Below are 25,024 nucleotides of genomic sequence, written 5' to 3'. Positions count from 1 at the left end.
TCTCCGGCAAGTTCGCGAGCTCCGCCGAGGTGCTGGCGCCGATCGCCACCAGCCGGTCGACGGACGTTCCTTCCGGCGCCAGCACCTCGGCGGAGCTCGCGAACTTGCCGGAGAAATCGGCTACCGGAAACGCGCGAGCCAGCGCACCGGCGGGATCGCAGGCCTTCGCCGCCTCGCCGAGCCCGCCGCCGTCGGCAGCGAACACGAAGACGCTGCCCTTTTTCGGCACGGCGAATTTGGCGAAAGAAATGGATGGTCTCAACGTCATCAGGTCCTGCTTTCGGGGGTGGCCGTAAGGTGTCGGCAAAGGTAAATCTTGGCCAGCAAGGGGTTTGGCTGGCGTGCGCGACATTTGGTCGTTTTCAGCCATTTGGCAAGACTTTGGCCGAAATCGCTGCCTATATCAGCGCCACCATAGACAAAGGATTCGCCTCGGCACGACCTTAGCTTGCTGCCGCAACCTGCTGTTAACCATCGATGTTTTGCATTTCTTATCCATTGGCGCGGAGACTCCGCCGCGCCGGGGCATGTGGCGTGGGGCGACAAACCGGAGCGAGCCGCCTATGACGCAGTTGTGCGGGCGACGCCGGATCACTACCTTGTCGGCGGGCATGATGCCGTTCGGCAAAATCGAGAAAAGCCTTCATGAAGGTCGTTGAACGCTACATCATGCGCCGCGCGCTGACGATGTTCCTCGCCGCGCTGGTCTGGACGCTGGCGATCGTGTGGACGACGCAGGTGCTGGCCAAGATCGACCTGGTCACCGACAACGGCCAGTCGGCGCTGACCTTTTTCGAGGTCGCTGCACTGATCATTCCCTCGATCATCCCGATCGTGGTGCCGTTCGCCCTGGTGGTGGCGGTGGCGCAGACGCTGAGCGCCATGAACACCGATTCGGAGCTCGCCGTGCTCAGCGCCGCGGGCGCCTCGCGCTGGACCATCGCGCGGCCGATCCTGCTGCTCGCAATCGCGGCTTGCGCCTTTTCCTTCATAGTCGACAACGCCATCGACCCCTATGCCAGGCAGAAGAACCGCCAGCTGGTGGCGGCTTCGCGCGCCGACCTCGTGTCGCTGATCATCCAGGAAGGCACGTTCCGCAAGATCGACGAGGGCCTTTACCTGCAGGTCGGCGAGCGGCTTCCCGGCAACCGGCTGGGCGGCATCTTCGTCGCCGATTCACGCGAGGAAGGCGCCAGCCTCACCTATTATGCCAAGACCGGCAGCATCGTCGAAAAAGGCGACGAGAAGGTACTGATGATGAATGACGGCGTCATCAACCGCAAATCGGTCACCGGCGACCTCTCGGTCATCCGCTTCACCTCTTACGCCTTCGACATGTCCGCCTTCCTGTCGGCAACGAACGACATCACGCTTTTGCCCAAGGACCGCACGACGGCGTATCTGCTCAACCCCGATCCCAACGACAAGATGTTCCAGCGCGAACCGGGCAGCTACCGCGCAGAGCTCAACCAGCGCTTCGCCGAGTGGTCCTATTCGCTGGTGTTCGCGCTGATCGCGCTGGCCGTCGCGGGCGATGCGCGCTCGCATCGCGAAGCACGCATCAACCCGTTGATCACGGCGATCGCGATAGCGCTTTTCGTGCGATGGCTGGGCTTCTTCGCCGCCGGCAAGGCCGACAGGGTCTCGTACTACATCTACCTGCTCTACGGCATACCGCTGATTGCGTCCGCGGTTTCGATCTGGTTCATTGTCTCGTCCCGCACAATGGAATTGCCGGTCAGTTGGGCGGACTGGCTGACCAACCTCGCCAAGCGCGCCAGCGACAACTGGACGGCATTCAAGCTGTGGCTTGCGCGGCGCACTTCCGGCCAGGGAGCCTGACCATGGGCTGGACGCTGGGCCGCTATTTCTTCTTCCGCTACGTCTCGATCACCTTCTGGTTCTTCCTGGGCCTGCTGGCGCTGGTGTTCCTGATAGATTTCACCGAGCTCTCCGGCCGCACGACCGGGCTGCCGGGGTTCACTTATGGCACGGCCTTCGCCATTTCGGCGCTCAGGATGCCGATGATCATGCTGCAGACGGTGCCGTTCGTCGGACTGTTCTCGGCAATGGCGACGCTTGTGTCGCTCAACCGCCGCTACGAGTTGGTGATCGCGCGCTCGGCCGGCGTTTCGGCCTGGCAGTTCCTGTTTCCGTGCTGCGTCGGCGCGCTGATGTTCGGCGTGCTGTCGGTGGCCGTGATGAACCCCATCGCCGCGCATGGCTTTTCCTGGTCCGAGCAGATGGAGAACGATCTGCGGGCCGGCAAATCGAATGCCGTCACCACCAATGTCACGCCTTGGCTCAGGCAGAAGACCGAATCAGGCGACACCATCATCGGCGCCCGCGCCATCCTCAATCAGGGGCTGGAGATGGCGGACGCGGTGTTCTTCATCCTCGACCCGCAGGGCAACATCGCCGAGCGAAAGGACGCAGCCAAAGCCTTCCTGCGCGACGGTTACTGGGAATTGCAGGACGTCAAGGTCTTCAAGGCGGGCAACATCCGGGCGCTGGCAACCGACAAGGTGCCGACCAACCTCAAGCCGGAATTCGTTCAGGAGCGCCTGGCGCGCCCGGAAACCATCCCTTTCTACGAGCTGCCGCGCAAGATCGAGGTTGCCCGTTCCTTCGGGCTCAAGGCAAATGCCTTCGCCATGCAATTTGATTCGCTGGTGGCGTTGCCGTTCCTTCTCGTCGCCATGACGCTGATTGCTGCAACGGTTTCAATGCGATTTGCGCGAATGGGGCAGTCGGCAACGATGATTCTGGGTGGCGTCGTGGCCGGCTTTCTGCTTTATGTCGTTTCGGTACTGGTCAAGGCATTCGGTGTGGCCGGATTCGTTCCTACGGTGGTGGCTGCATGGGTTCCGGTCGTCGTGGCTATGTTCTTTGGGGTGACGTTTCTGCTATACAAGGAAGACGGCTAGTGAGGGAGGCGGTTTTGCGCAGCCATAGGCAGGCCGGTTTGGCACGCCTTTATGGGGCGACCGCTTTGGCATGTCTGTTCGCTTGTGCGGTGCCGATGGCACCCGCGCAGGCGCAGACCATCGCTGCCAAGCCCGTCCCGTCCGGCACGCAGATGCTGCTGGCCGCCGATACGCTTGTCTATGACAACGACCAGCATACGGTGACGGCCGTCGGCGGCGTGCAGATCGACTATGGCGGCAACAAGCTGGTCGCCCAGCGCGTGGTGTACAACCGCGACACCAAGCGCCTCGTCGCCAGCGGCGCCGTCGAGCTCATCAACAGCGACGGCACCAAGATCAATTCCGACCATATCGACATCACCGACGACTTCGCCGACGGGTTCACCAACGCGTTGCGCGTCGAGACGATCGACAAGGCCTATTTCGCCGCCGAGAGCGGCGAGCGCATGGGCGGCGTGCTGACCACCTTCCACAATGGCGTCTACACCGCCTGCGAGCCTTGCGAGGACAAGCCGGACAAAGCGCCGACCTGGCGCGTAAAGGCGCGCAAGATCATCTGGAACGGCGAGAAGAAGACGGTCCGCTTCGAGAATTCGAATTTCGAATTCTTCGGCTTCCCGCTTGCCTATCTGCCGGCCTTCGAGATCGCCGACCCGACGGTGAAGCGCAAGAGCGGCTTCCTGATCCCCGGCATCGTCTACAACAACCATCTCGGCGTCGGCGTCAAAGTCCCCTATTATTTCGCGCTGTCCCCGACCTATGACCTGACCGTCACCGGCAGCGGCTATACCAAGCAGGGCTTCCTCGGCGAGGCCGAGTGGCGCCAGCGCTTCAACAACGGCCAGTACACGCTGAAGATCGCCGGCATCAACCAGCAGGATCCCGACGCCTTTATCGGCACCGGCAATCGCCCCACCGTCGATTCAGGCGAGCCCGGCGATCCGAACAAGTTCCGCGGCATGATGGGCACCACGGGCCAGTTCGCGATCAACGAGCGTTGGGACTTCGGCTGGGATGTGCTGCTGCAGACCGACAAGAATTTCTCGCGCACCTACAACATCGACGGCTACAGCGACCTCGTCCATCAGTCGTCGATCTATCTGACGGGCTTGAGCGACCGCAACTACTTCGACGTCCGCGTCATGCGCTTCGAGGTGCAGGAAGACACGCTCTCCAGCGATCCCACGTCGCGCTCCGCTAAGCAGCCCTGGGTGCTGCCGTCGCTCGACTATGCGTATATCCCCGACACGTCGGTCGCCGGCGGCCAGCTGTCGTTCAATGTGAACACGCGCGTGATCAGCCGCAACCGGCTGGACGCCGTGCTCGCCAATCCGAGCGACGACACTTCCATCAACAACGTGCGCGGCATCGAAGGCGAATCGAGCCGGGTCACCGCCGAGGCCGAATGGAAGCGCACCTTCACCACCGACGGCGGTCTGCAGTTGACTCCGCTGCTCGCCTTCCGCGGCGACGCCGGCTATGTCAACGCCAATCAGGCTTCGCTCGATGCCGTCAACCAGATGGGCACGAATCTCGGCCAAGACGTCGACATGCGCTCATCGCTTGCCCGCTACATGGCGACCCTCGGCCTCGAGGCGCGGTGGCCGCTGCTGTTCTCGATGCCCAGCTCCAGCCATGTCCTGGAGCCGACCGCGCAGGTCTTTGTGCGTCCGAACGAGCAGTATGTCGGCGGACTGGCCGTTCCGAACGAAGACGCGCAGAGCTTCGTCTTCGACGCCACGACGCTGTTCGAGCGCGATAAATTCTCCGGCTATGACCGGATCGAAGGCGGCACACGCGCGAATGTCGGCTTCCGCTATTCTGGCGCCTATGACAATGGCTGGGCCACGAATGCCATCTTCGGCCAGTCCTACCAGCTCGCGGGCGAGAACTCCTTCTCCGCGCCCGATCTGGTCAATGCCGGAGCCGAGTCCGGCCTGGACAAACGGACCTCGGACTATGTCGGCCTCGTCGGCTTCAACAGCCCGAGCGGGTTTTCCGGCTCGGTGAGCGGGCGTTTCGACGAGCAGACATTCGAGGTCAGGCGCGCCGAAGTGAAGGCCGCCTATTCCAGCCTGCCGATATCGCTCAGCGCCAAATATGCCTTCATCGAGGCGCAGCCGCTCTATGGCTTCACCACCGACCGCCATGAAGTCACGCTCGGCGCCTCGACGCATCTGGCGCAGAACTGGCGGCTGTTCGGCACCGGCACCTACGACCTCCAGAGCAACGTGCTGGTCAAGGACGGGGTCGGGTTCGCCTACAACGATTCCTGCTTCACCTACATCATGACCTATTCGCAGACACGCGATACCGTAACCAAGGAAGTGTCGCAGAATATCGGCTTCAACCTGTCGTTCCGCACACTGGGCGATTTCGGCTCGTCGACGAGCGCGATCGATACCATCCAGTAAACGAAGGCCTGCGCGTGGCCCTGTGAGCCGCGCGCCGATGATGCTTGGTCTTGATTTGGAGCGTGAACCCCCGAAAATGCGGTGATTCTCGGGGCCATGCGCTGGCGACATCGTTTCGCCGCATAGGACAGGCATGGGGTCGGTTGCAGCGCGCAGGCGTTCGGAGGACGCGCGGCGCTGTCGTGCCGACAAATTGGGGCGGGGAAATTGGAAGGTAAGATGAGGAAATACCTGTTTTCGGCAGGATTGGCGCTTCTGGTGGCGGCGAGCTCGGTTTCGGTCACGGCTGTTGTACAGCCGGCTTTCGCCGCGGAGATCAAATATGTCGTCAACGGCATACCGATCACCACCGGCGACATCGCGCACCGCGCCGCGTTCTTCAAGCTTCAGCACAAGAAAGGCGATGCCAAGGAGGAGATGATCGACCAGACGCTGCGGCTGGCCGAAGCCAAGCGGCTCGGCATCCACATCACCGATGAGCAGGTCGACGCCGCCTACCAGCGCTTCGCCTCGGGCAACAAGATGCCGTTGGCCAAGCTCGACGCGATCATGAGCCAGTCGGGCGTCACCAAGGAACACTTCAAGGAATTCATCCGCGCCCAGATGGCCTGGAACCAGGCGCTCAGCGCGCGCTACCGCTCCGGCGAGGGCGGCTCGGTGACCGAGCAGGACGCCGTGCGGCGCATGCTCGACAAGGGCGGCGCCAAGCCGACGGCGACGGAGTACATGCTGCAGCAGGTGATCTTCGTGGTTCCGGCATCGGAGCGCGCCGCCACGCTCGCCAAGCGCAAGCGCGAGGCCGACGCCATGCGCGCCCGCTTCAGCGACTGCAACACCACGCGCCAATTCGCCAAGGGTCTGCTCGACGTCACCGTGCGCGATCTCGGCCGGGTGCTGGCGCCGCAATTGCCGACCGACTGGGCCGAGCAGATCAAGGCCACCAAGGTCGGCGGCGCGACGCCGACGCGCGAGACCGAGCGCGGCGTCGAATTCATCGGCATCTGCTCCTCGCGCGAGGTCTCCGACGACAAGGCCGCGCAGATGGTGTTCCAGGCCGAGGGCAGCAACGACAAGGACGCCGACGAGCTCAGCAAGAAATATGTCGCCGAGCTGCGGCAGAAGGCCAAGATCGTCGAACGCTAGAGCGTTTCACCGTTTCACGGAAACGGCGAACCGCTCTATCTCATTGTTTCAACGCAATCCCGGGGCGGAAAACCGCTCACACTTTTCCTGGAATTGCCCTTAGAGCCGGAGACATCAGGTCGGATCGGCCTGAATCCGTCTCCCAAATTCGAGAAATGGAGCATGATGTCGTCCGAAAACCGCAGCATATTTTTCGGCGTCATGCTCTGAGCGACAAGCATGCGATACCGCAGTCAGCCCACCCAATGAGCCCGCGCAAGACCGATGCGCCGCTGGCGCTCAGTGTCGGCGACCCTTCGGGCATCGGACCCGAGATCGCCATCGCCGCCTGGCAGGCGGGCGACAGCGCCGGGGTGCCGCCCTTCTATCTGCTGGCCGACCCGGCCCTGATCAAAGCCCGCGCCCGCCTTGTCGGCGCAAATGTGACGGTTGCCGAGACCTTGCCCGGACAGGCCGCGCATCATTTTGCCCGTGTGCTCCCCGTCGTGCCGCTCCATGCCCGTCATGTCGACAGCCCGGGAGAGCCGGATCCGACCAATGCCGCCGGCACCATCGAGGCGATCGACCGGGCCGTCGCCGACTGTCTCGCCGGCAGCGCCGCCGCGGTGGTCACCTGTCCGATCGCCAAGAAGCCGCTTTACGATGCGGGGTTCGGCTTTCCCGGCCACACCGAATATCTGGCGCATCTGGCCTCGCGCCACACCGGCAAGGAGGTCACGCCGGTGATGCTGCTGGCCGGACCCGATCTGCGCACCGTTCCGGTGACCATCCATATCCCCCTGGCCGAAGTGCCGAAAGTGCTCACCACGGAGCTGATCGTCGCCATCGCGCGCATCACCGCCGCCGATCTCAAGAGCCGCTTCGGCATCGCGCGGCCGAGGCTTGCGATCGCCGGGCTCAACCCGCATGCCGGGGAAGCCGGCGCCATGGGCCAGGAGGATGCCGCAATCGTCGCCCCGGCTGTCGAGACGCTGAAGGCGGAAGGCATCGATGCGGTTGGGCCGCTGCCGGCCGACACGATGTTTCATCCACGCGCGCGCGCCACCTATGATGCGGCGCTGTGCATGTATCACGACCAGGCGCTGATCCCGGCCAAGACCTTGGCCTTCGACGAGGCGGTCAACGTGACGCTGGGCCTGCCCTTCATCCGCACCTCGCCGGATCACGGCACCGCCTTCGATATCGCCGGCAGGGGCATTGCCCGCGCCGACAGCCTAATCGCGGCGCTCAGGCTGGCGCGCCGGCTGGCCGACAGCGGGCAGCGGGCCGCAGCCGCGTGAGGACGCCTTGAACGAGCGCACGACGATCGACGGGTTGCCGCCGTTGCGCGCGGTGATCGAGCGGCATGGGCTGCAGGCCAAGAAGGCGCTCGGGCAGAATTTCCTGCTCGACCTCAACCTGACAAGCAAGATCGCGCGCGCCGCGGGCGATCTCGGCGAGGCCACCGTGATCGAGGTCGGCCCCGGCCCGGGCGGGCTGACGCGGGCGCTGCTGTTCAACGGCGCGCGGCGTGTGATCGCCATCGAGCGCGACGAGCGCTGCCTCGAAGCGCTGGCCGAGGTTTCCAGCCACTATCCCGGTCGCCTGGAGGTCATTCCCGGCGATGCGCTGAAAACGGATTTCGCCGCGCTTGCCGGCACGGCGAATGGCGGGTCGGTGAAGATCGCCGCCAACCTGCCCTACAATATCGGCACCGAGCTTCTGATCCGCTGGCTGACGGTCAACGACTGGCCGCCCTTCTACCAGTCGATGACGCTGATGTTCCAGCGCGAGGTGGCGGAGCGCATCACGGCGGGTCCGGGCAGCGACGCCTATGGTCGGCTCGGCGTGCTGGCGGGCTGGCGTACCGAGGCGAGGATCGCCTTCGACGTGCCGCCGCAGGCTTTCACGCCGCCGCCCAAGGTCACCTCCTCCGTCGTGCATCTGGTGCCGCGCCCGTCCCCCCTGCCCGTCGACGGCAAGAAGCTTGGCCGTGTCACCGAGGCGGCCTTCGGCCAGCGCCGCAAGATGCTCAGGCAAAGCGTGAAAAGCCTGGGCGGCGAGGCTTTGCTGACACGAGCCGGCATCGACCCGACGCGGCGGGCGGAAACGCTGAGCGTGGAAGAGTTTGTCCGGCTGACGAACGCTGTCTGATTGCCGACGCCACCCCTGGAACCCACAAAACCGCGCCATAGATAGGCGGGCGAAACCGCCTGGAGCCTGCAATGCCTGCCTATATAATTTCCGACGTTACGATCCGCGACCGGGAAGCGTTCGAAGCCTATCGAACCCGCGCCGCAGCCTCCATCGCCGCGCATGGCGGCCGCTATCTGGTCCGGGGCGGCGATGTGGAAACGCTGGAGGGCAATTGGCAGCCCGGACCGCTGATCGTCGTTGCATTTCCAGACATCGAGACCGCGCGGCGCTGGTACCGCTCCGATGAATACGCGGCCGCACTCGAGGTTCGCGATGCAGCGCTGAGCCGCAACCTCATCCTGGTCGAGGGGATTGGCTCGTGACGCCGTCAGCTGCCCACGATCAAGCGAAGATGCTCTTTTGCCGCGAGACGGGCTGCAGCGGTGACAAATAAAGGTCGTCTGGATCGCCTTTGCTTTTGTAAGCCACCAACAGGCCGGCGCTGCCCCTCATCCGGCCCTTCGGGCCACCTTCTCCCCGTAAAACGGGGAGAAGGAAAGGCTGCCTACTCCGTCTTCTCGTCCAACAATCCCGAGATGAAGTCGAACAGGCCAGGCCGCCTGTCGCGCCGAAGCCGCTCCGCCGCAACGATGGCTCGGACCTCGGCGAAGGCGCGGTCGAGATCGTCGTTGACGATGACGAAGTCGTATTCCTTCCAATGCTCGATCTCCAGGCGAGCGTTCTTCAGCCTGGTCTCGATGACGGATTCCTGGTCCTCGGCGCGGCGCTTCAGGCGCGCCTTCAATTCCTTCATCGACGGCGGCAGGATGAAGATCGAGACGATATCGGCGCGCATCTTCTCCTTGAGCTGCTGGGCCCCCTGCCAGTCGATGTCGAACAGCATGTCGCGGCCTTCGGCCAGCGCGATTTCCGCCGGCTCGCGCGGCGTCGCATAGCAATTGCCGTGCACCTCGGCCCATTCGAGCAGCGCGTCGGAATCGCGCAGCCGCTCGAAGTCGCGCATGGAGCGGAAATGATAATGGACGCCTTCGATCTCCGAACCGCGGCGCGGCCTCGTGGTGACGGATACCGAAAGCTCGAGGCTTGGATCGCTCTCCAGAAGGTTGCGCGCGATCGTCGACTTGCCGGCGCCCGACGGCGACGACAGCACCAGCATCAATCCGCGGCGGCGGATGCGGGACCCCAGATCCCTGGCAGCCGTCGGTTCCTTGGCAACCATTCCCGTCACTCCAGGTTCTGGACCTGTTCGCGAAACTGGTCGACCACCGCCTTGAGCTCCAGCCCGATCGCGGTGACTGCGGCGGCGTTCGACTTGGAGCACAAGGTATTCGATTCGCGATTGAATTCCTGCGCCAGAAAATCGAGCTTGCGGCCAATGGCGCCGCCGCCTTTGAGCAGCGTCCGCGCCGAAGCGACATGCGTCTTCAGCCGGTCGATCTCCTCGCGGATGTCGGCCTTGGTGGCGAGGAAGGCCGCCTCCTGATGCAGCCGGACGGCATCGAGATTGGCCGAGGCATCCATCAACAGGCGAACCTGCTCCGTGATGCGCTCGCGGATTGCCGCCGGCTCCCGCGACGGATCGGCTTCGGCCTTGAGCGTCAACGCCTCGATGGCGTCGATATGGCCGGAAAGCAGCGCGCCAAGTGCCGCGCCCTCGCCTTGCCGCGCCTGTTCCAGCCCGGCGAGCGCTGCCTCGAGCGCCGACAGGATCGCCGCATCAAGCGCGGCGCGTTCCTCCTCGGTCTCCATCGCCTCGGGAATGTCGAGCACGCCGCGCAGCGAGAGCAGGCCGTCGGCGGTGGCGGGCTCGGTGCCGAACTGCTCCTGCAAGCGCTTCGCCAGTCCCGCCAGATCCTTGAGGAACGCCTCGTTGACGACCGGCTGGGCTTGCCTGGCGGCAGCGCGGCCGACGGTCAATGTCGCCTGGAAATTGCCGCGCGCAAAACGCTTCTGAACGGTCTGCCGTACGGCGGTCTCCAGCCGGTCGAAACCCTGCGGCAACCTCAGCCGAACCTCGGCGCTCTTGCCGTTCACCGATTTCACCTCCCAGGCGATCGACGTGCCCTCGCTTTCGGCGGCGGACCGCGCGAAACCGGTCATGCTTTGCAGGTTCATTGTGCCTGTCATCCCCTGTCGCAGGCCAGCGCACGCGGCCCGGCGCTACACGCCCTAGAGCGTTTCACCGTTTCACGGAAACGGTGAACCACTCTATCTCTTTGTTTTTACGCAATTCCGGACGGAAAACCGCTCACACTTTTCCTGGAATTGCTCTAAAAATCGCCGAACGATCGGCCGGCGCCCCCTCAAAACATGAATATGGCGTCGCGTCAAAGGACGCGTGCGGCATGTTTATTGAGCCCCGTCGCCGCCCGCGTCCCCGTTTTCGCCGCTGTCGCCATTGTCGCCGGCGTCGCCGCCGTCGGGAGCTGCCGGGGCCGTCGTCTGGCCGGAAGCCTTCGCGGCGGCGTCCGCCTGCTTCTTCTGCAGCGTCCGATAGCGCGCGACATTCTGGTTGTGCTCTTCCAGCGTCGTGGCAAAGACGTGGCCGCCATTGCCGTCGGCGACGAAGTAGAGATCGTCGGTCTTCGACGGATTGGCAACCGCTTCGAGCGCCGCGCGGCCCGGGTTGGCGATCGGCGTCGGCGGCAGGCCCTTGACCAGATAGGTGTTGTAGGGCGTCTGCTTGTCGAGGTCGGACTGATAGATCGGCCGGTCGGCGGGTTTGCCCTTGCCGCCGAACAGGCCGTAGATGATGGTCGGGTCGGATTGCAGCCGCATGCCCTTGGCCAGCCGGTTGAGGAAGACGGCGGCAACGCGCGAGCGTTCGTCGCTCCGGCCCGTTTCCTTCTCCACGATCGAGGCCAGCGTGACGAAATCATCGATGTTGGCGATCGGCAGGTTGGGCGCGCGATGCGACCAGACATCCTCGACCAGCTTCTTCTGATCGGCGACAAGCTTGTCGATCATCTGCTGGCGGGTCGCCCCGCGGGTGAAGCGCAGCGTGTCGGTGGCGATGCTGCCCTCGGGCGGCAAGGTCGCCGGCATGTCGCCGGTGAGCGCCTCCTGATCGGCCACGCGCTGCAGCGCCTGCTCGACCGTCAGCCCCTCGGGAATGGTGAGCGAGTACATCACCGACTTGCCGCTCTTGAAGAGCTCCATGATGTCGCGCATCGAGGCGCGCGGCTTGATGGCGTATTCACCGGCCTTCAGCGCCGATTCATTGCCGGTGGCGCGCACGCCGAGCCGGAAGATGCGAGCATCGCTGATCAGGCTGCGGCGTTCCAGCTGATCGGCGATCTCCTGCACGCCGGTGTTGGGCTTGATCATGAAGGTGTCGCCATTGGCGGACGGGCCGGGCTCGACAAATGCCTGCATGCCGAAATAGAGCGCGGCCCCCGAGGCGAGCACGAGAAGGATCGCCACGGACAGGAAGAAATTCAGGAACACCACGACCTGGCTGCGCGAGGCGCGCGAGCGCTTGGACGGCGGCGGTGTGCCGGCTTCCGGGCGCAGCGCCTCGGCCGCGGTCTTCGGCACGATCGGCCCCTTTGCGCCTTGCCGCCCGAATTCCCCGTCGCTCGGATTAGTGTTCATGACGCCCTGCCGTCTGATCTTGCAACGAATCCCCCGGCGCAAGGCTAGGGGCGAATTTGGCAAAAATGACGGCAGTTGGCGGACTGCCGATTAGCTGTCTGTCTCGGAGCAATGCCGGACGGAACCGTGCACTCCGCCCGTGGCCGCTCCGGTTGCTACTCAGCCGTTGTAACGCTGGAACACGAGCGAGGCGTTGGTGCCGCCGAAACCGAAGGAATTCGACAGCGCGACGTCGATCTGGCGCTGGCGCGGCTTGTTCGGCACGAGATCGATCGCCGTCTCGCGTTCCGGATTGTCGAGATTGATGGTGGCGGGAGCGATGTTGTCGCGGATGGCAAGGATCGAGAAGATCGCTTCCGCGGCGCCCGCGGCGCCCAGCAGATGGCCGACCGACGACTTGGTCGACGACATCGAGATCTTCGAGGCGGCATTGCCGACCAGGCGCTCGACCGCGCCAAGCTCGATCGTGTCGGCCATGGTCGAAGTGCCGTGGGCGTTGATGTAATCGACATCGGCCGGGGAAAGCTTCGCCCTGTTCAGCGCAGCCGTCATGCAGCGGAAGGCGCCGTCGCCGTCCTCGGCCGGGGCGGTGATGTGGTAGGCGTCGCCGGTCAGGCCGTAGCCGGTGACTTCGGCGTAGATCTTGGCGCCGCGCGCCTTGGCGTGCTCGAGCTCTTCCAGCACGACGACGCCGGCGCCCTCGCCCATGACGAAGCCGTCACGGTCGCGGTCATAGGGACGCGAGGCGGTCTCCGGCGCGTCGTTGCGCTCGGTGGAGAGCGCGCGGCAGGCGGCGAAGCCCGCGATCGACAGCCGGGTGACCGGCGCCTCGGCACCGCCCGCCACCATGACGTCGGCATCGCCCCACATGATCAGCCGGGCCGCGTCGCCGATGGCGTGCGCGCCGGTGGAGCAGGCGGTGACGACCGCGTGGTTCGGGCCTTTCAGGCCGTGACGGATGGAGACCTGGCCAGAGACCAGGTTGATGATCTGCCCGGGGATGAAGAACGGGCTGATGCGGCGCGGGCCGCGATCCTTGAGGATCATCGCGTTTTCGGCGATGCCGTCGATGCCGCCAATGCCTGAGCCGATCAGCACGCCGGTGGCGCACTGGTCCTCATGCGTCTCAGGCTTCCAGCCGGAATCGGCCAGCGCCTCGTCGGCGGCCGCGATGCCGTAAAGGATGAAGTCGCCGATCTTGCGCAGTTCCTTCGGCTCGAGCACGGCCTCCGGATTGAAGGTGCCATTCGAGCCGTCGCCGCGCGGGATGATGTGGGCGATCTTGCAGGCAAGATCGTCCACCTCGAACTCGGTGACGCGGCGGCAGGCGCTGCGGCCGGAAAGCAATTCCCGCCAGCTGTGCTCGACGCCCATGCCAAACGGCGAAAGCAGGCCAAGGCCCGTGACGACGACACGCCTCATCGCAGGTCCTCCCCGATTATGCCTGCGAAAGAACTCAGGCCGAGGCCTTGTCGATGTACTTCACGGCGTCGCCGACGGTGAGGATGGTCTCGGCGGCATCGTCAGGAATCTCGACGCCGAACTCTTCTTCGAACGCCATGACGAGTTCGACCGTGTCGAGGCTGTCCGCGCCCAGGTCGTCGATGAAGCTCGCCTGCTCCGTCACCTTGTCGGCATCGACGCCGAGATGCTCGATGACGATCTTCTTGACGCGCTCTGCGGTGTCACTCATTTGGGCAATCCTCGTCTTATGTTTGTCGATCTTCGTTAGCGGGCGGAATGCCGCTAATCAAGCTGAAAGATGGTCTTGCGGACAACGCAACGCCACAGGACCGGTTTTTGCCCGAACCGCCGGGTTGCGGGCCGCATTACACGAAAAATGCCGGGCGTCCAAGCCGAAATGGCTGTTTTCACAGGCCTGCCCGACCTGGCCGGTCAGATCATCGCCATGCCGCCATTCACGTGAATGGTCTGGCCGGTGACGTAAGCCGCCTCATTGGAAGCGAGGTAGGCAACCGCGGACGCGACCTCGGCGCTGGTGCCCATGCGCCTTGTCGGGATCGCGGCCATGATCGTCTCTTTCTGCTTGTCGTTGAGCTTGTCGGTCATGGCCGATTCGATGAAGCCCGGGGCGACGCAGTTGACGGTGATGTTGCGGGTGGCGATCTCCTGCGCCAGCGACTTGGAAAAGCCGATCATGCCGGCCTTGGAGGCGCAATAATTGGTCTGGCCGGGATTGCCGGTGACGCCGACCACCGAGGTGACGTTGATGATGCGGCCATGGCGGCGGCGCATCATCGGATGGGTCAACTCGCGGGTGAGCCGGAACACGGCGGTGAGGTTGACCTCGATCACGCTGTCCCAGTCGGCATCCGACATGCGCACGAACAGGCCGTCCTTGGTGATGCCGGCATTGTTGACCAGGATATCGACGCCTTCGAGATCCGCTTCCGCCTTCTGTCCGAGCGCCTTCACCGCGTCGCGGTCGGTCAAGTCGGCTGGGAACAGCTTTACGCGGTCGCCGAGCTCGCCTGCCAACGCTTCCAGCTTCTCCACGCGCGTGCCGTGCAGGCCGACGATGGCGCCCTGGCTGTGCAGCACCCTGGCGATCGCCTCGCCGATGCCTCCCGATGCGCCGGTGACGAGCGCCTTGCGGCCGGTCAGTTCGAACATTTTTCTCTCCTCATCTCAGAGGGGCACCCTTGGCACAGGTGCCGTCAAATCGCCAGCCTGTCAGGCCAGCGCCGCCAGCGCCGCCTCGACGTCGGCCGCCGTGCCGATGGCGCCGGTGGCGATGTCGCGGTTGATGCGGCGCGCCAGGCCCGACAGCACCTTGCCGGCGCCGACCTCGTAAAGCGTGGCGACACCATTGGCGCCGAACCATTCCACCGTCTCGCGCCAGCGCACGCGGCCGGTCACCTGCTGGACCAGCCGGCGGGCGATCTCGTCCGGGTCGCTGGTCGGCGTCACCGTCACGTTCGAGACGACCGGGACCACCGGCGCCTCCTTTTCCACGCCCGCCAGCGCCTCGCGCATGATGTCGGCCGCCGGAGCCATCAGCGCCGAGTGGAAGGGGGCCGAAACCTGCAGCATCAGCGCCCGCTTGGCGCCCTTGTCGATGCAAAGCTTCGCCGCCAGTTCGACCGCCGCCTTGGCGCCGGAAATCACCAGCTGGCCGCCGCCATTGTCGTTGGCAACCTGGCAGACGGAGCTTTTGGCCGCTTCCGCGCAGGCCGCTTCGACGTCGGCCTGATCGAGGCCGATGATGGCCGCCATGCCGCCCTCGCCGGCCGGCACCGCCGCCTGCATGGCGTTGCCGCGGGCCCTGAGCAGCCGTGCCGCATCGCCGACCGAAACGAAGCCGGCCGCGGCAAGCGCGGAATATTCGCCCAGCGAATGGCCGGCCACATAGGCCACCTTGTCCTTCAGGGAGAAGCCGCGCGCTTCGAGCGCCCGCATCGCCGCCAGCGACACCGCCATCAGCGCCGGCTGCGCGTTGGCGGTCAGCGTCAGCGTCTCTTCCGGGCCTTCCCAGATCAGTTTCGACAGGTTTTCGCCGAGCGCAGCGTCCACTTCCTCGAAGACGCGGCGCGCTTCCGGGAATTGATCGGCGAGGTCCTTGCCCATGCCGACGGCCTGGCTGCCCTGTCCCGGAAAGGTGAATGCGACGGCCATTTTAGTCTCTCCAGAGGCTGGTTTTTCCCTGCCTCTGGCGCAAGGCGGACGGCCAAGTCAAGCCCGCGGGCATGCCTTTAACCGTCATTTTGGCCGGAAAACCCGGCTGACTCCCTGTTCCAAAAGGCTTTTTGGCGATCACACCTGATGAAAACCGCTCACGTTTGGTTTGCTGGCTCTTCTTATTTCCGCCACAGGCGCTAGCTTTGCGTGACACTTTGATGACAGAGCCGTGACGCGCGTGGAAGGCGTGTTCCAAGGGCCCGGGGGAGTTCAGTGGCAAGGATCAGGAAAGGCGCGGCCAAGCCCGTGCCGCAATTTTTGGAAGACGATCCGTCCACCGGCTACCTGCCGGGGCGACCCTGGCCGACTGTACGCTACGGCCTGGCGACGCTTCTCGTCTCCGCTCTTCTCGTGTTCGCTATCGAATGGATCGTGCGCGGCGATTTCTTCGGCACGGTCGATTTCTTCCTGCAGCCCTTCAAGCCGGGCTGGACCACCATCATCGTCTTCGCGCTGGTGCTGGTCGGGCTGGACGCCGTGATCGGCCGCAGCCACCAGAGCCTGATGATCGTGGCGCCGCTGACGCTGGCATTGGCCTTTGTCGGTCACCAGAAATCGCATTATCTCGGCGATCCGCTCTATCCGACGGATTTCCTGTTTGCCCGTCAGATCATGGCGCTGATGCCCCTTTTGGTGCGCGAGCGGCCATGGACGGCCATCATGCTGGCCGCGGCAATCGTCAGTGGGCTGGCGCTGCTGGTCTATGGCTGGCGGACCTGGCGCCGGCGGGTGCCGATCCTCAGCCGCAAGGGCCGCCTGGCGCGGCTGGCGCTGGCCGTGCCGCTGCTCGCCTTCTTCGTCTCGATCATGGACTACGCCACCTTCTCGTGGACGCGCGACCGGCTGCAGATCATCCCGATCATGTGGGACCAGAAGGAAAACTACGCCTCGAATGGTTTTGCGCTGGCCTTCGCGATGAATGTGCCGATGGCGCATGTCTCGGCGCCGCCCGGCTATTCCGAAAAGGCGATGGCCGCGATCCAGCGCACCGACGTCGCTGCTTCGGTGCCGGAGGAGAAGCCAGATATCGTGGTGGTGATGAGCGAATCCTTCTGGGATCCGACGCGACTGCCGGGCGTCACCATCAAGCCCGACCCGATCCCGACCGTGCGCGCCTTGCGCTCCGGCTCGATGTTCTCGCCCGAGTTCGGCGGCATGACCGCCAATATCGAATTCGAGGCGCTGACCGGCTTCTCCAACGCCTTCCTGCCGGCCGGCTCGATCCCCTACCAGCAATATGTGCGCACGCCGACGCCCTCGCTGGCGACCTTCCTGAAGAGCGAGGGCTACCGGGCGCGCGCCATCCATCCCGGCACCAACTGGTTCTGGAACCGGGGCGCCGTCTATGCCGATTTCGGCTTCAGCGATTTCCGCTCCGAGGAGACGCTGCCGCCGATGGAAAAGCGCGGGCCGCTGGCGTCCGACGCGGCGATGACCGACGAGATCATCCGCGAGGCCGACGCCAGCGACGATCCGGTGTTCCTGTTCGCCGTCAGCCTGCAGAACCATGGCCCTTACGAGCCCTACCGCTATTACAATCCGACGCATTCGGTCGATGCGCCGATCAGTTCCTGGGCGCGGGAATCGCTGCTTTCCTACGCCGAGGGCTCGGCCGACGCCGACCATGGCTTGCAGCGGCTGATCGACTGGGCGAAGAAGCGTGAGCGGCCGACCATCATCGCCTTCTTCGGCGACCACCTGCCGCCGCTCGGACCCGTCTATGTCGAGACCGGCTTCCTCAAGGACAATGTCGCGCCGCGCAAGGAGCCTAGCGACGCCGCGCTCGAGCACCACGACACGCCGCTGGTCATCTGGTCGAACCGCTCCGGTCCGGTGCAGAACCTGGGCGCGGTGAGCCCGGCCTTCCTGCCCTACCACATCCTGACCACGGCCGGCATCACGCATCCTTATTACACCGGCTTCCTCGGCGCGCTGCGCGAGCATTACCGGGTGGTCGACCGCAACCTGCTTTTGTCGCCCGCAGGCGAAGCGACGCCGGACTGGGCGAGGCAGAAGCAGATCGATCCGAAGATCAACGATTTCCGCCTCATCCAATACGACATGATGTTCGGCAAGCGCCACTCGGCGCCCGACTTCTTCCCCGAGACGGTGAACAAGCTCGTCGCGCATACGAGCTGAGGTGAGGTTGCTGAAGACGATTTTCGTGGTGTGTCAGCTTGCCGCCGGCCTCGGGATACCTTTGATTTCACCTTCAGACCGGTAGGCCGAGCTGCTTTCGCAGGCTCTGATCGAATGCCGACGCGGGAACGAAACGGCGCAGGAGACTGACTCGGCGCGCCATTTTTCCTGCCGCATAGCGCCGCTTCGGGCTGGGGTCGGTCGCCGCCGCCAAAACGGTGTTGGCGACCACTTCGGGCGCATCACCTTTTTCCATCGCCTTCCGCACGGCTATGGTCATGCCGGCGCGAGCGGCGTCATAGATGTCGAGTAACTGGTCGGGCCTGGAGAGATTGTCCTCGAAAGACGTACGGGTATAGGCCGGCTCTACCAATGAGACACGAATTCCGAACGGCCGCAGTTCATGATCAAGCGATTCGGAATAGCCTTCAACGGCATGTTTGGTCGACGAATAGAGTGCGAAATAAGGAGCCGGGATGAATCCCTGCACCGAGCTCAAATTCACGATCCTGCCCTTTCCTTGCCGTCGCATGGTCGGCAGCACCGCATTGGTCACCCGGATGACGCCGAAGACATTCACGTCGAACAAAGCCTGGGCCTGCGCGGTCGAGGATTCTTCCGCGCCGCCAAGCAGGCCCAGGCCGGCATTGTTCACGAGCAGGTCTATGCTCCCTGCCTCGGCCAGCACCTCGTCGACAAGTTTCGCCACCGACGTGTCGTCGGTCACATCGCAGGCCAGCATGGTAATGCCGTCGGATTTTTTGGAAATTGCGCGACGGCTGGTTCCGAACACGCGAAAGCCCGAATTCTGCAGGGCCTTGGCTGTCACATGCCCGATGCCGGAGGATGCTCCCGTGACGATGGCGACGCCGGGATTGGCCTTGTTCATGGAGATCACTTTCTCTGGTTTTGGTTGGGGAAGCAGGAAGTCCGGAGGCAAGCTTCAGCCATGAGCAGTTCGACCGTTCATGCCGCGTGTATCCCAGCGGCGAAACAGCGCGCTGGCATTGACGCCACCGAAGCCGAAACCGTTGACGATCGCGTAATCCATCTCCATCGGCCGGGGCTTGTTTGCCACGAAATCGATCCCCTCCCCGGCCGGATCGGGCGCGCTCAGATTGAGGGTCGGCGGCGCGACCTGGTCTCGAAGCGCCAGGATCGTGAAGATTGCGCCAAGGCCGCCCGCGGCGCCGAGCAGGTGTCCTGTCGCCGATTTGGTTCCGCTGACGGCGATAGAATAATCCGTGCCGAAGACGCTTTTGATCGCTTCGATTTCTCCCAGGTCGCCTACCGGCGTGGAGGTTGCGTGCGCATTGAGATGGCTGACCTCGTGTGGCGAAATGCCGGCCTGGGCAATTGCGATTTCCATGGCACGACGCGCGCCGTCGCCGTCCTCCGGACCGGACGTCACGTGGTGCGCATCCGCTGTCGTGCCATAGCCGACGACCTCGGCGAGGGGTTGCGCGCCGCGCGCAAGCGCATGATTCAATTCCTCGATGACCAGGATGCCAGCGCCTTCGCCCATGACGAAACCGTCTCGCGAGACGTCGAACGGCCGTGAAGCCTGGTCGGGACGGTGATTAAAGGAGGTCGAGAGCGAGCGCGCCGCCGCGAAGCCGCCCAGGCTGACGGTGTTCATGCAGGCTTCCGTGCCGCCACACACGGCAATGTCGGCTTCATCGGCGCGGATGATGCGTGCCGCATCACCGATTGCCTGAATGCCGGCGGCGCACGCCGTCACCGGCGCGCCGATGTGGCCCTTGAAGCCGTAGCGGATCGAGATGTGGCCCGCAGCGAGATTCACCAGGAAAGACGGCACTGTGAACGGTGAGAGACGCCGGACGCCGCGCTGGTCGACGGTCCGCACCGCCTCAGTGATGGCAGGGAACCCGCCAACGCCTGAGGCAATGATCGTCGCGGTACGGGTCCGATCGTCTTCCGAGGCAGGCTTCCACCGCGCCTGAGCGAGCGCCTCCTCCGCCGCGGCCAGCGCAAAGAGAATGAAGCGATCGACCCTGCGCTGATCCTTCGGGGCCACGAAGGCATTCGCATCGAGACCGGCCTCGGGGTCTTCCTCCAGGGAGGAAACCACGCCGCCGATCTTCGCGGGCAAGTCTCCCACTATTTCGTCCGGTAGCCTGCGGACGCCTGAGCGGCCAGCCAGAAGCCGCGACCACGATGTTTCGACATTTGCGGCCAGAGGCGTGATCGCGCCCGTGCCTGTAACGACTATCCGTCGCATTTAGTCTCCTATCGAATTGCTTGTGCCGCGCGCCTCCCACGCGCTGGCATGGTCTTGGACGGACACTGGATATCCGCTTGCCCGTTCGCACTGAGAGGACGGGCCCTGCGACTGGTTACGCACCATCAGGCATATGGACGCCCCATGGGCGTGGAGCTTGCCTTACCAATTCTCGATCCTGCCTTCCGAGGTCATGGCGGTCCGGCCGCAAGATCGGACATGGCCGATGACGCATTTCGCCGGATGGCGATTGCGACCGTTGAGCTGCCCGCGTCCGTCACGGAAACCTGCATCATTGTTGCCGCCTTGGCTGAGTATCCAGGGCACGCGACTCCCTCCGTAAGCTCTCGGAGGCCGCTTGCAGGAATTGCTTTGACAGCCGCTCGTCATTGACGGCCCGCGAAAGGACGACGGCGCCAACCATGGTGGAAAGAACGGCCATGGCCTTGTCGCGGGAATCCTCGCCATGCGCATCGCCAACCCAACTACCGACAAGGTCGAGGTATTTCCTAATCCCGGCTTCGAAAGACGCTTTGACGTCCCTGCCTTGTCTGGCGGCATCCGAGCCGAGCGCCACGACTGGACACCCCTCCATCCTTTCGTCGCGATGTCCGGCGCTAAGGTAGAACTCGATCACTGCACCAAACGGATCCTCGGGTTTCGACGCAGTTGCTTCCGCCCATCGGAGGGCAGCGCTCTCCAGCGCCCGCTGGGACGCCTGTGCAGCTAGGTCCTCCTTCGACGCGAACTGCTTGTAGAAGGCGCCCTGGGTCAGCCCGGCGCCCTTCATCAGATCCTTGAGGCCGATACCGTCGAAGCCGTGCTCCCGAAAAAGCCGGCTGGCCACATCGATCACGGTTTGCCGGTTCCGCTCAGCCTGAATGCGGCTTACGCGCATCACCGATCTCCACATTTAGATTGCACGTTAAATCTATATTGCAGTTAGAAACCGAACGCAATCTATATAGGAACATACGAGATTGGCGGCGTGGGTTCGATCGAAATCCGGCATCAGAAACGAAGATGATCCGCAGAACCCTGAGCGCATCGCTCTCGGCGGGCAGAAATTCAACCTGACACACGACCCGCCCTTGCCTTCCCGCGAAATTGCTATATAGACGCCCGCAATCTGCCGGTCCTTGCTGGGGGCTGAACGGAGGGCCGTGGCTTTTCGAAGCCGCGACACGAAGCCAGAAGCGCTTTTAGCCTCCCGTGTCTCCGCTCTCGACCGTCTCGTGATGCTCCTTTCTTCCCCGTTCCGTCGGGTCAGACAGGTTGCAGAGGCTTAGCCGCGAGGGCCGGACAGAGAAACGAAGAAAGGCAGAAAGACATAATGGCTCTTTACGAACATGTGTTTCTTGCCCGGCAGGACCTGTCGCAGCAGCAGGTTGACGCGCTTGTCGAACAGTACAAGGGCGTCATCACCGCGAATGGCGGCTCGGTCGGCCGGATCGAGAACTGGGGACTGAAGTCCCTCACCTACCGGGTCAAGAAGAACCGGAAGGCTTACTACACGCTGATGGACATCACCTGCCCGCCGGCCGCGCTCAACGAGATGGAGCGCCAGATGGGCCTGTCGGAAGACGTCCTTCGCTTCCTCACCGTCAAGGTGGAAGCGCATGAGGAAGGCGCTTCGGCGATGATGCAGAAGCGCGAAGAGCGCTCCGAGCGCGGCGGCTTCGGCGACCGTGACCGTGGCGATCGTGGCCCGCGCTCCTTCGGCGACCGCGACCGCGGCGACCGTGGTCCGCGTTCGTTCGGCGACCGTGACGGCGGCGACCGTGGTCCGCGCCGTCCGCGCGAAAGCTCTGAAGGAGGTGCAGAATAATGGTCGACATCAACCAGATCCCGACCCGGCGCCCGTTCCATCGCCGCCGCAAGACCTGCCCGTTCTCCGGTGCCAATGCGCCCAAGATCGACTACAAGGACGTGCGTCTGCTGCAGCGCTACATTTCCGAGCGCGGCAAGATCGTGCCCTCGCGCATCACCGCCGTCAGCCAGAAGAAGCAGCGTGAGCTCGCCAAAGCGATCAAGCGCGCCCGCTTCCTCGGCCTGCTGCCCTACGTCGTCCGCTAAAAATCGAGCGGGCGGCCTGCCGCCCGCTTCCACCTCTGCGGCGACGGGCGCCGCGACGGCTTGATACCAAATCCCGGGTTGGGGCCTGTAGCCTCTAACTGCCAAGACAGGCAGGACAGCGACAAGAGCGGCGATGCCGCGCCAAGCTTCCTGACCTGTTCCAATCCATTCAGCGCCAATCGAACGGTTGGCGCACAGACGAAGGAACGAAACCATGGAAGTCATTCTCCTCGAGCGCATTTCCCGCCTCGGCCAGATGGGCGAGACCGTGAAGGTCAAGGACGGGTTCGCCCGCAATTTCCTTTTGCCGCAGGGCAAGGCGCTGCGCGCCAACGAAGCCAACAAGAAGAAGTTCGAGGGCCAGCGCGCCCAGCTCGAAGCCCGCAACCTGGAGCGCAAGTCCGAGGCCTCCAAGATCGCCGAGACGCTCGACGGCAAGAGCTTCATCGTCGTGCGCTCGGCCGGCGAGACCGGCCAGCTCTACGGCTCGGTGTCGACCCGCGATATCGCCGATCTGCTCACCGCGGAAGGCTTCACCGTCAACCGCAACCAGATCGAGCTCAACCAGCCGATCAAGACCATCGGCCTGTCCAATGTGGCGATCGCGCTGCATCCGGAAGTCGAGGTCACCGTGACGCTCAACGTCGCCCGCTCGGCCGACGAGGCGGAGCGCCAAGCCAAGGGCGAGACGTTGACCACCGCCGAAGCCATCTATGGCGAGGACATCAACGACAACGCCCGGCCGGAGAATTTCTTCGACCCGAACGCCGAATTCGAAGGCGGCGAAGAGAACGCCTGATCACTGCAGTTCCGAAGCGTCGCTTCGGCTCGCAGACGTCCAGGATTTCTGGACCAACGCCCGGGTCTCAGACCCGGGCTTTTTTGTGCCAAAAGGAACTTTTCGACACCCCATATCTTGTGCACATTACAGCGTAGCGCGTCGATTGGACGCGGGCGATGCGCTGTGGCATCTTCGCTTAGGCATTCCAGTCTGATTACCGGGTGATCCGACTGAGGGGACATTTGGTCATGAACATCCTGTTGAAACACGTTCTCGAACGCCTGGTGCGCGCTGGCGACCTTAAGGTGACCGGGCCGAAAGGCACGACGCACAAGTTCGGCGACGGCAGCGGCGAGCCGGTGCATATCCACATCAAGACGTCGCATGCCGAGCGCGCCATCACCTTCGATCCGATGCTGGCGGTGCCCGAGGCCTATATGGACGGCGAGCTGGACGTGCTGGAGGGCGGCGTTCTCGGGCTGATGCGCATCGCATTCCAGAACATGGGCTCGAGCGGCATCGACGTGTCCTGGTCGAAGGCGATCGAGGGTCTGCGCCATGCCTTCCGCCGGCTGCAGCAGATCAACACCGCCGCGCGCTCGCGCCGCAATGTGCAGCGCACTACGACCTGTCGGGTGAGCTCTACAAGCTCTTCCTCGACGAGGACATGCAGTATTCCTGCGCCTATTTCGAGCAGCCCGACATGACGCTGGACGAGGCGCAGCTTGCCAAGAAGCGCCACATCGCCGCAAAGCTGCGGCTCAAGGCTGGCCAGACGGTTCTCGACATCGGCTCCGGCTGGGGCGGGCTCGGCCTCTATCTCGCCAAGATCTTCGACGTCGACGTGCAGGGCGTCACGCTGTCCACCGAGCAGCATGGCGTCGCCACCGATCGCGCGCATGCGCAAGGCCTGCAGGACCGCGTGCATTTCGAGCTCAAGGACTATCGGCACATCAACGAGCGCTTCGACCGCATCGTCTCGGTCGGCATGTTCGAGCATGTCGGCGTCAACCATTACCGAACCTTCTTCGACAAGACCGCGACGCTGCTCAAGCCGGACGGCGTGATGCTGCTCCACACGATCGGCCGTTCCGGCGTGCCGTGGGCGACCAGCGCCTTCGTCCGCAAATACATTTTCCCGGGCGGTTACATCCCGGCGATGTCGGAGGTGATGCCGGCGATCGAGAAGTCGGGCCTGGTGGTGACGGACATAGAAATCCTGCGGCTGCACTATGCCGATACGCTCAAGCACTGGGGCGCCCGCTTCGCCGCCAACCGCGACAAGGCGAAGGCGATCTACGACGAGCGCTTCTGTCGGATGTGGGAGTTCTATCTCGCCGCCTCGGAGGCCGCCTTCCGCTGGCAGGACCTGGTGATCTTCCAGTTCCAGCTCGCCAAGAAGAACGACACGCTGCCGGTGACCCGCGACTACATGGCCAAGTGCGAGAAAGCTCTGGAGCTGCGCGACCACGGCCATCCGGAGCCGGAAACGCCCGTCGCCGCGCCCAAGCCGACGCGCAGGCGCAAGGCGGTGGAGTAGACACGCATTACCGCTTGCCATTGCGGGCTAAGCCCATGAAAAAGGTCTCGTTCGCGAGACCTTTTTCATGACCTATCTCATCTATATCGCCGCAGCGCTTGCCGAGATCGCCGGCTGCTTCTCGTTCTGGGCGTGGTGGCGGCTGGAGAAGCCGGCGCTCTGGCTTCTCCCCGGCCTCGTCTCGCTCGCGCTGTTCGCCTTCCTGCTGTCGCTGGTCGACACCAACGCGGCGGGCCGCGCCTATGCCGCCTATGGCGGCATTTACATCGCGGCTTCGCTTGGCTGCCTGTGGCTGGTCGAAGGGGTGCGCCCCGACCGCTGGGACATGGCGGG

Annotated in this window: 22 protein-coding genes and 2 pseudogenes; 13 read left to right on the top strand and 11 right to left on the bottom strand. The window is 64.2% G+C overall.

Annotated features, from left to right (window positions below; genetic code table 11):
• Nucleotides 1–268, bottom strand: a pseudogene (locus EOA23_RS13730) (leucyl aminopeptidase); the annotation flags it as partial.
• A 377-nt stretch (nucleotides 269–645) separates the two neighbouring features.
• Between EOA23_RS13730 and lptF the strand changes: the two are divergent.
• The 7 genes from lptF to EOA23_RS13695 all read left to right on the top strand — a co-directional run bounded on the left by lptF (nucleotide 646) and on the right by EOA23_RS13695 (nucleotide 8,982).
• The gene (gene lptF / locus EOA23_RS13725) at nucleotides 646–1,842 is read left to right on the top strand and encodes an LPS export ABC transporter permease LptF (RefSeq protein WP_127304519.1); all 1,197 of its coding nucleotides are present in this window, start codon (nucleotides 646–648) and stop codon (nucleotides 1,840–1,842) included.
• Between the two features lie 2 nt (nucleotides 1,843–1,844).
• Nucleotides 1,845–2,927, top strand: a complete 1,083-nt coding sequence (gene lptG / locus EOA23_RS13720; protein ID WP_126061834.1) for an LPS export ABC transporter permease LptG — start codon at nucleotides 1,845–1,847, stop codon at nucleotides 2,925–2,927.
• Nucleotides 2,927–5,341, top strand: coding sequence for an LPS-assembly protein LptD (locus tag EOA23_RS13715; protein WP_189341600.1), 2,415 nt, complete (start codon nucleotides 2,927–2,929; stop codon nucleotides 5,339–5,341). Before lptG ends, EOA23_RS13715 begins: the two co-directional genes overlap by 1 nt.
• 219 nt (nucleotides 5,342–5,560) lie before the next feature.
• A complete protein-coding gene (locus EOA23_RS13710; RefSeq protein ID WP_127304517.1) occupies nucleotides 5,561–6,484 on the top strand; it encodes a peptidylprolyl isomerase in 924 nt (307 codons plus the stop codon).
• A gap of 245 nt (nucleotides 6,485–6,729) precedes the next feature.
• Nucleotides 6,730–7,764, top strand: coding sequence for a 4-hydroxythreonine-4-phosphate dehydrogenase PdxA (gene pdxA / locus EOA23_RS13705; protein WP_126061836.1), 1,035 nt, complete (start codon nucleotides 6,730–6,732; stop codon nucleotides 7,762–7,764).
• Between the two features lie 7 nt (nucleotides 7,765–7,771).
• Nucleotides 7,772–8,617, top strand: a complete 846-nt coding sequence (gene rsmA, locus EOA23_RS13700) for a 16S rRNA (adenine(1518)-N(6)/adenine(1519)-N(6))-dimethyltransferase RsmA (RefSeq protein ID WP_127304516.1) — start codon at nucleotides 7,772–7,774, stop codon at nucleotides 8,615–8,617.
• A gap of 71 nt (nucleotides 8,618–8,688) precedes the next feature.
• A complete protein-coding gene (locus tag EOA23_RS13695) occupies nucleotides 8,689–8,982 on the top strand; it encodes a DUF1330 domain-containing protein (protein WP_127304515.1) in 294 nt (97 codons plus the stop codon).
• A gap of 182 nt (nucleotides 8,983–9,164) precedes the next feature.
• Here the strand turns inward: EOA23_RS13695 and gmk are convergent, their stop codons facing one another.
• The 7 genes from gmk to fabD form a co-directional block, all read right to left on the bottom strand.
• Nucleotides 9,165–9,839: a guanylate kinase gene (gmk, locus tag EOA23_RS13690; protein ID WP_126061838.1), complete on the bottom strand. Its 675-nt coding sequence runs from the start codon at nucleotides 9,837–9,839 to the stop codon at nucleotides 9,165–9,167.
• Nucleotides 9,840–9,844: 5 nt separating this feature from the next.
• Nucleotides 9,845–10,735: a YicC/YloC family endoribonuclease gene (locus EOA23_RS13685; protein ID WP_042637935.1), complete on the bottom strand. Its 891-nt coding sequence runs from the start codon at nucleotides 10,733–10,735 to the stop codon at nucleotides 9,845–9,847.
• A 234-nt stretch (nucleotides 10,736–10,969) separates the two neighbouring features.
• Nucleotides 10,970–12,214: an endolytic transglycosylase MltG gene (gene mltG, locus EOA23_RS13680; protein ID WP_127304514.1), complete on the bottom strand. Its 1,245-nt coding sequence runs from the start codon at nucleotides 12,212–12,214 to the stop codon at nucleotides 10,970–10,972.
• Between the two features lie 159 nt (nucleotides 12,215–12,373).
• Nucleotides 12,374–13,636, bottom strand: coding sequence for a beta-ketoacyl-ACP synthase II (gene fabF, locus EOA23_RS13675; RefSeq protein WP_127304513.1), 1,263 nt, complete (start codon nucleotides 13,634–13,636; stop codon nucleotides 12,374–12,376).
• A 34-nt stretch (nucleotides 13,637–13,670) separates the two neighbouring features.
• On the bottom strand, nucleotides 13,671–13,907 hold the full coding sequence (locus EOA23_RS13670) for an acyl carrier protein (RefSeq protein ID WP_006203723.1): 237 nt from the start codon (nucleotides 13,905–13,907) through the stop codon (nucleotides 13,671–13,673).
• Nucleotides 13,908–14,110: 203 nt separating this feature from the next.
• Complete coding sequence (gene fabG, locus EOA23_RS13665; RefSeq protein WP_127304512.1) at nucleotides 14,111–14,848, bottom strand: 3-oxoacyl-[acyl-carrier-protein] reductase; 738 nt, start codon at nucleotides 14,846–14,848, stop codon at nucleotides 14,111–14,113.
• A gap of 60 nt (nucleotides 14,849–14,908) precedes the next feature.
• A complete protein-coding gene (gene fabD / locus EOA23_RS13660) occupies nucleotides 14,909–15,850 on the bottom strand; it encodes an ACP S-malonyltransferase (RefSeq protein ID WP_126061841.1) in 942 nt (313 codons plus the stop codon).
• 276 nt (nucleotides 15,851–16,126) lie between these two features.
• Between fabD and EOA23_RS13655 the strand changes: the two genes are divergently transcribed.
• Entirely contained in the window at nucleotides 16,127–18,052 is a 1,926-nt protein-coding gene (locus tag EOA23_RS13655; protein WP_127304511.1) for an LTA synthase family protein, read from the top strand.
• A gap of 73 nt (nucleotides 18,053–18,125) precedes the next feature.
• Here EOA23_RS13655 and EOA23_RS13650 read toward each other — a convergent pair whose 3' ends face one another.
• From EOA23_RS13650 to EOA23_RS13640, 3 genes are all read right to left on the bottom strand, one after another.
• Nucleotides 18,126–18,941, bottom strand: a complete 816-nt coding sequence (locus EOA23_RS13650) for an oxidoreductase (protein WP_127304510.1) — start codon at nucleotides 18,939–18,941, stop codon at nucleotides 18,126–18,128.
• A 54-nt stretch (nucleotides 18,942–18,995) separates the two neighbouring features.
• Entirely contained in the window at nucleotides 18,996–20,294 is a 1,299-nt protein-coding gene (gene fabF / locus EOA23_RS13645; RefSeq protein WP_127304509.1) for a beta-ketoacyl-ACP synthase II, read from the bottom strand.
• Nucleotides 20,295–20,586: 292 nt separating this feature from the next.
• Nucleotides 20,587–21,192: a TetR/AcrR family transcriptional regulator gene (locus EOA23_RS13640; protein ID WP_127304508.1), complete on the bottom strand. Its 606-nt coding sequence runs from the start codon at nucleotides 21,190–21,192 to the stop codon at nucleotides 20,587–20,589.
• A gap of 435 nt (nucleotides 21,193–21,627) precedes the next feature.
• On the opposite strand from EOA23_RS13640, the gene rpsF reads away from it, so the two are divergent.
• The 5 genes and pseudogenes from rpsF to EOA23_RS13615 form a co-directional block, all read left to right on the top strand.
• Complete coding sequence (rpsF, locus tag EOA23_RS13635; RefSeq protein ID WP_127228415.1) at nucleotides 21,628–22,122, top strand: 30S ribosomal protein S6; 495 nt, start codon at nucleotides 21,628–21,630, stop codon at nucleotides 22,120–22,122.
• On the top strand, nucleotides 22,122–22,370 hold the full coding sequence (rpsR, locus tag EOA23_RS13630) for a 30S ribosomal protein S18 (RefSeq protein ID WP_006203718.1): 249 nt from the start codon (nucleotides 22,122–22,124) through the stop codon (nucleotides 22,368–22,370). The genes rpsF and rpsR overlap by 1 nt, the downstream gene beginning before the upstream one ends.
• A 214-nt stretch (nucleotides 22,371–22,584) precedes the next feature.
• Nucleotides 22,585–23,169 carry a 50S ribosomal protein L9 gene (rplI, locus tag EOA23_RS13625; protein ID WP_126061847.1) on the top strand — a complete coding sequence of 195 codons (585 nt, stop codon included), beginning with the start codon at nucleotides 22,585–22,587 and terminating at the stop codon, nucleotides 23,167–23,169.
• A 230-nt stretch (nucleotides 23,170–23,399) separates the two neighbouring features.
• Nucleotides 23,400–24,691 (top strand): annotated as a pseudogene (locus EOA23_RS13620) (cyclopropane-fatty-acyl-phospholipid synthase family protein).
• Nucleotides 24,692–24,758: 67 nt separating this feature from the next.
• Nucleotides 24,759–25,024, top strand: a 266-nt coding sequence (locus EOA23_RS13615; RefSeq protein ID WP_127304507.1) for a hypothetical protein, incomplete at its 3' end; no start/stop codon positions are given.

Source organism: Mesorhizobium sp. M2A.F.Ca.ET.042.01.1.1, assembly GCF_003997405.1.
Taxonomy (GTDB): domain Bacteria; phylum Pseudomonadota; class Alphaproteobacteria; order Rhizobiales; family Rhizobiaceae; genus Mesorhizobium.
The sequence above is the reverse complement of the archived record's forward strand: the minus strand, read 5'-3'. Positions and strand labels throughout refer to the sequence as shown.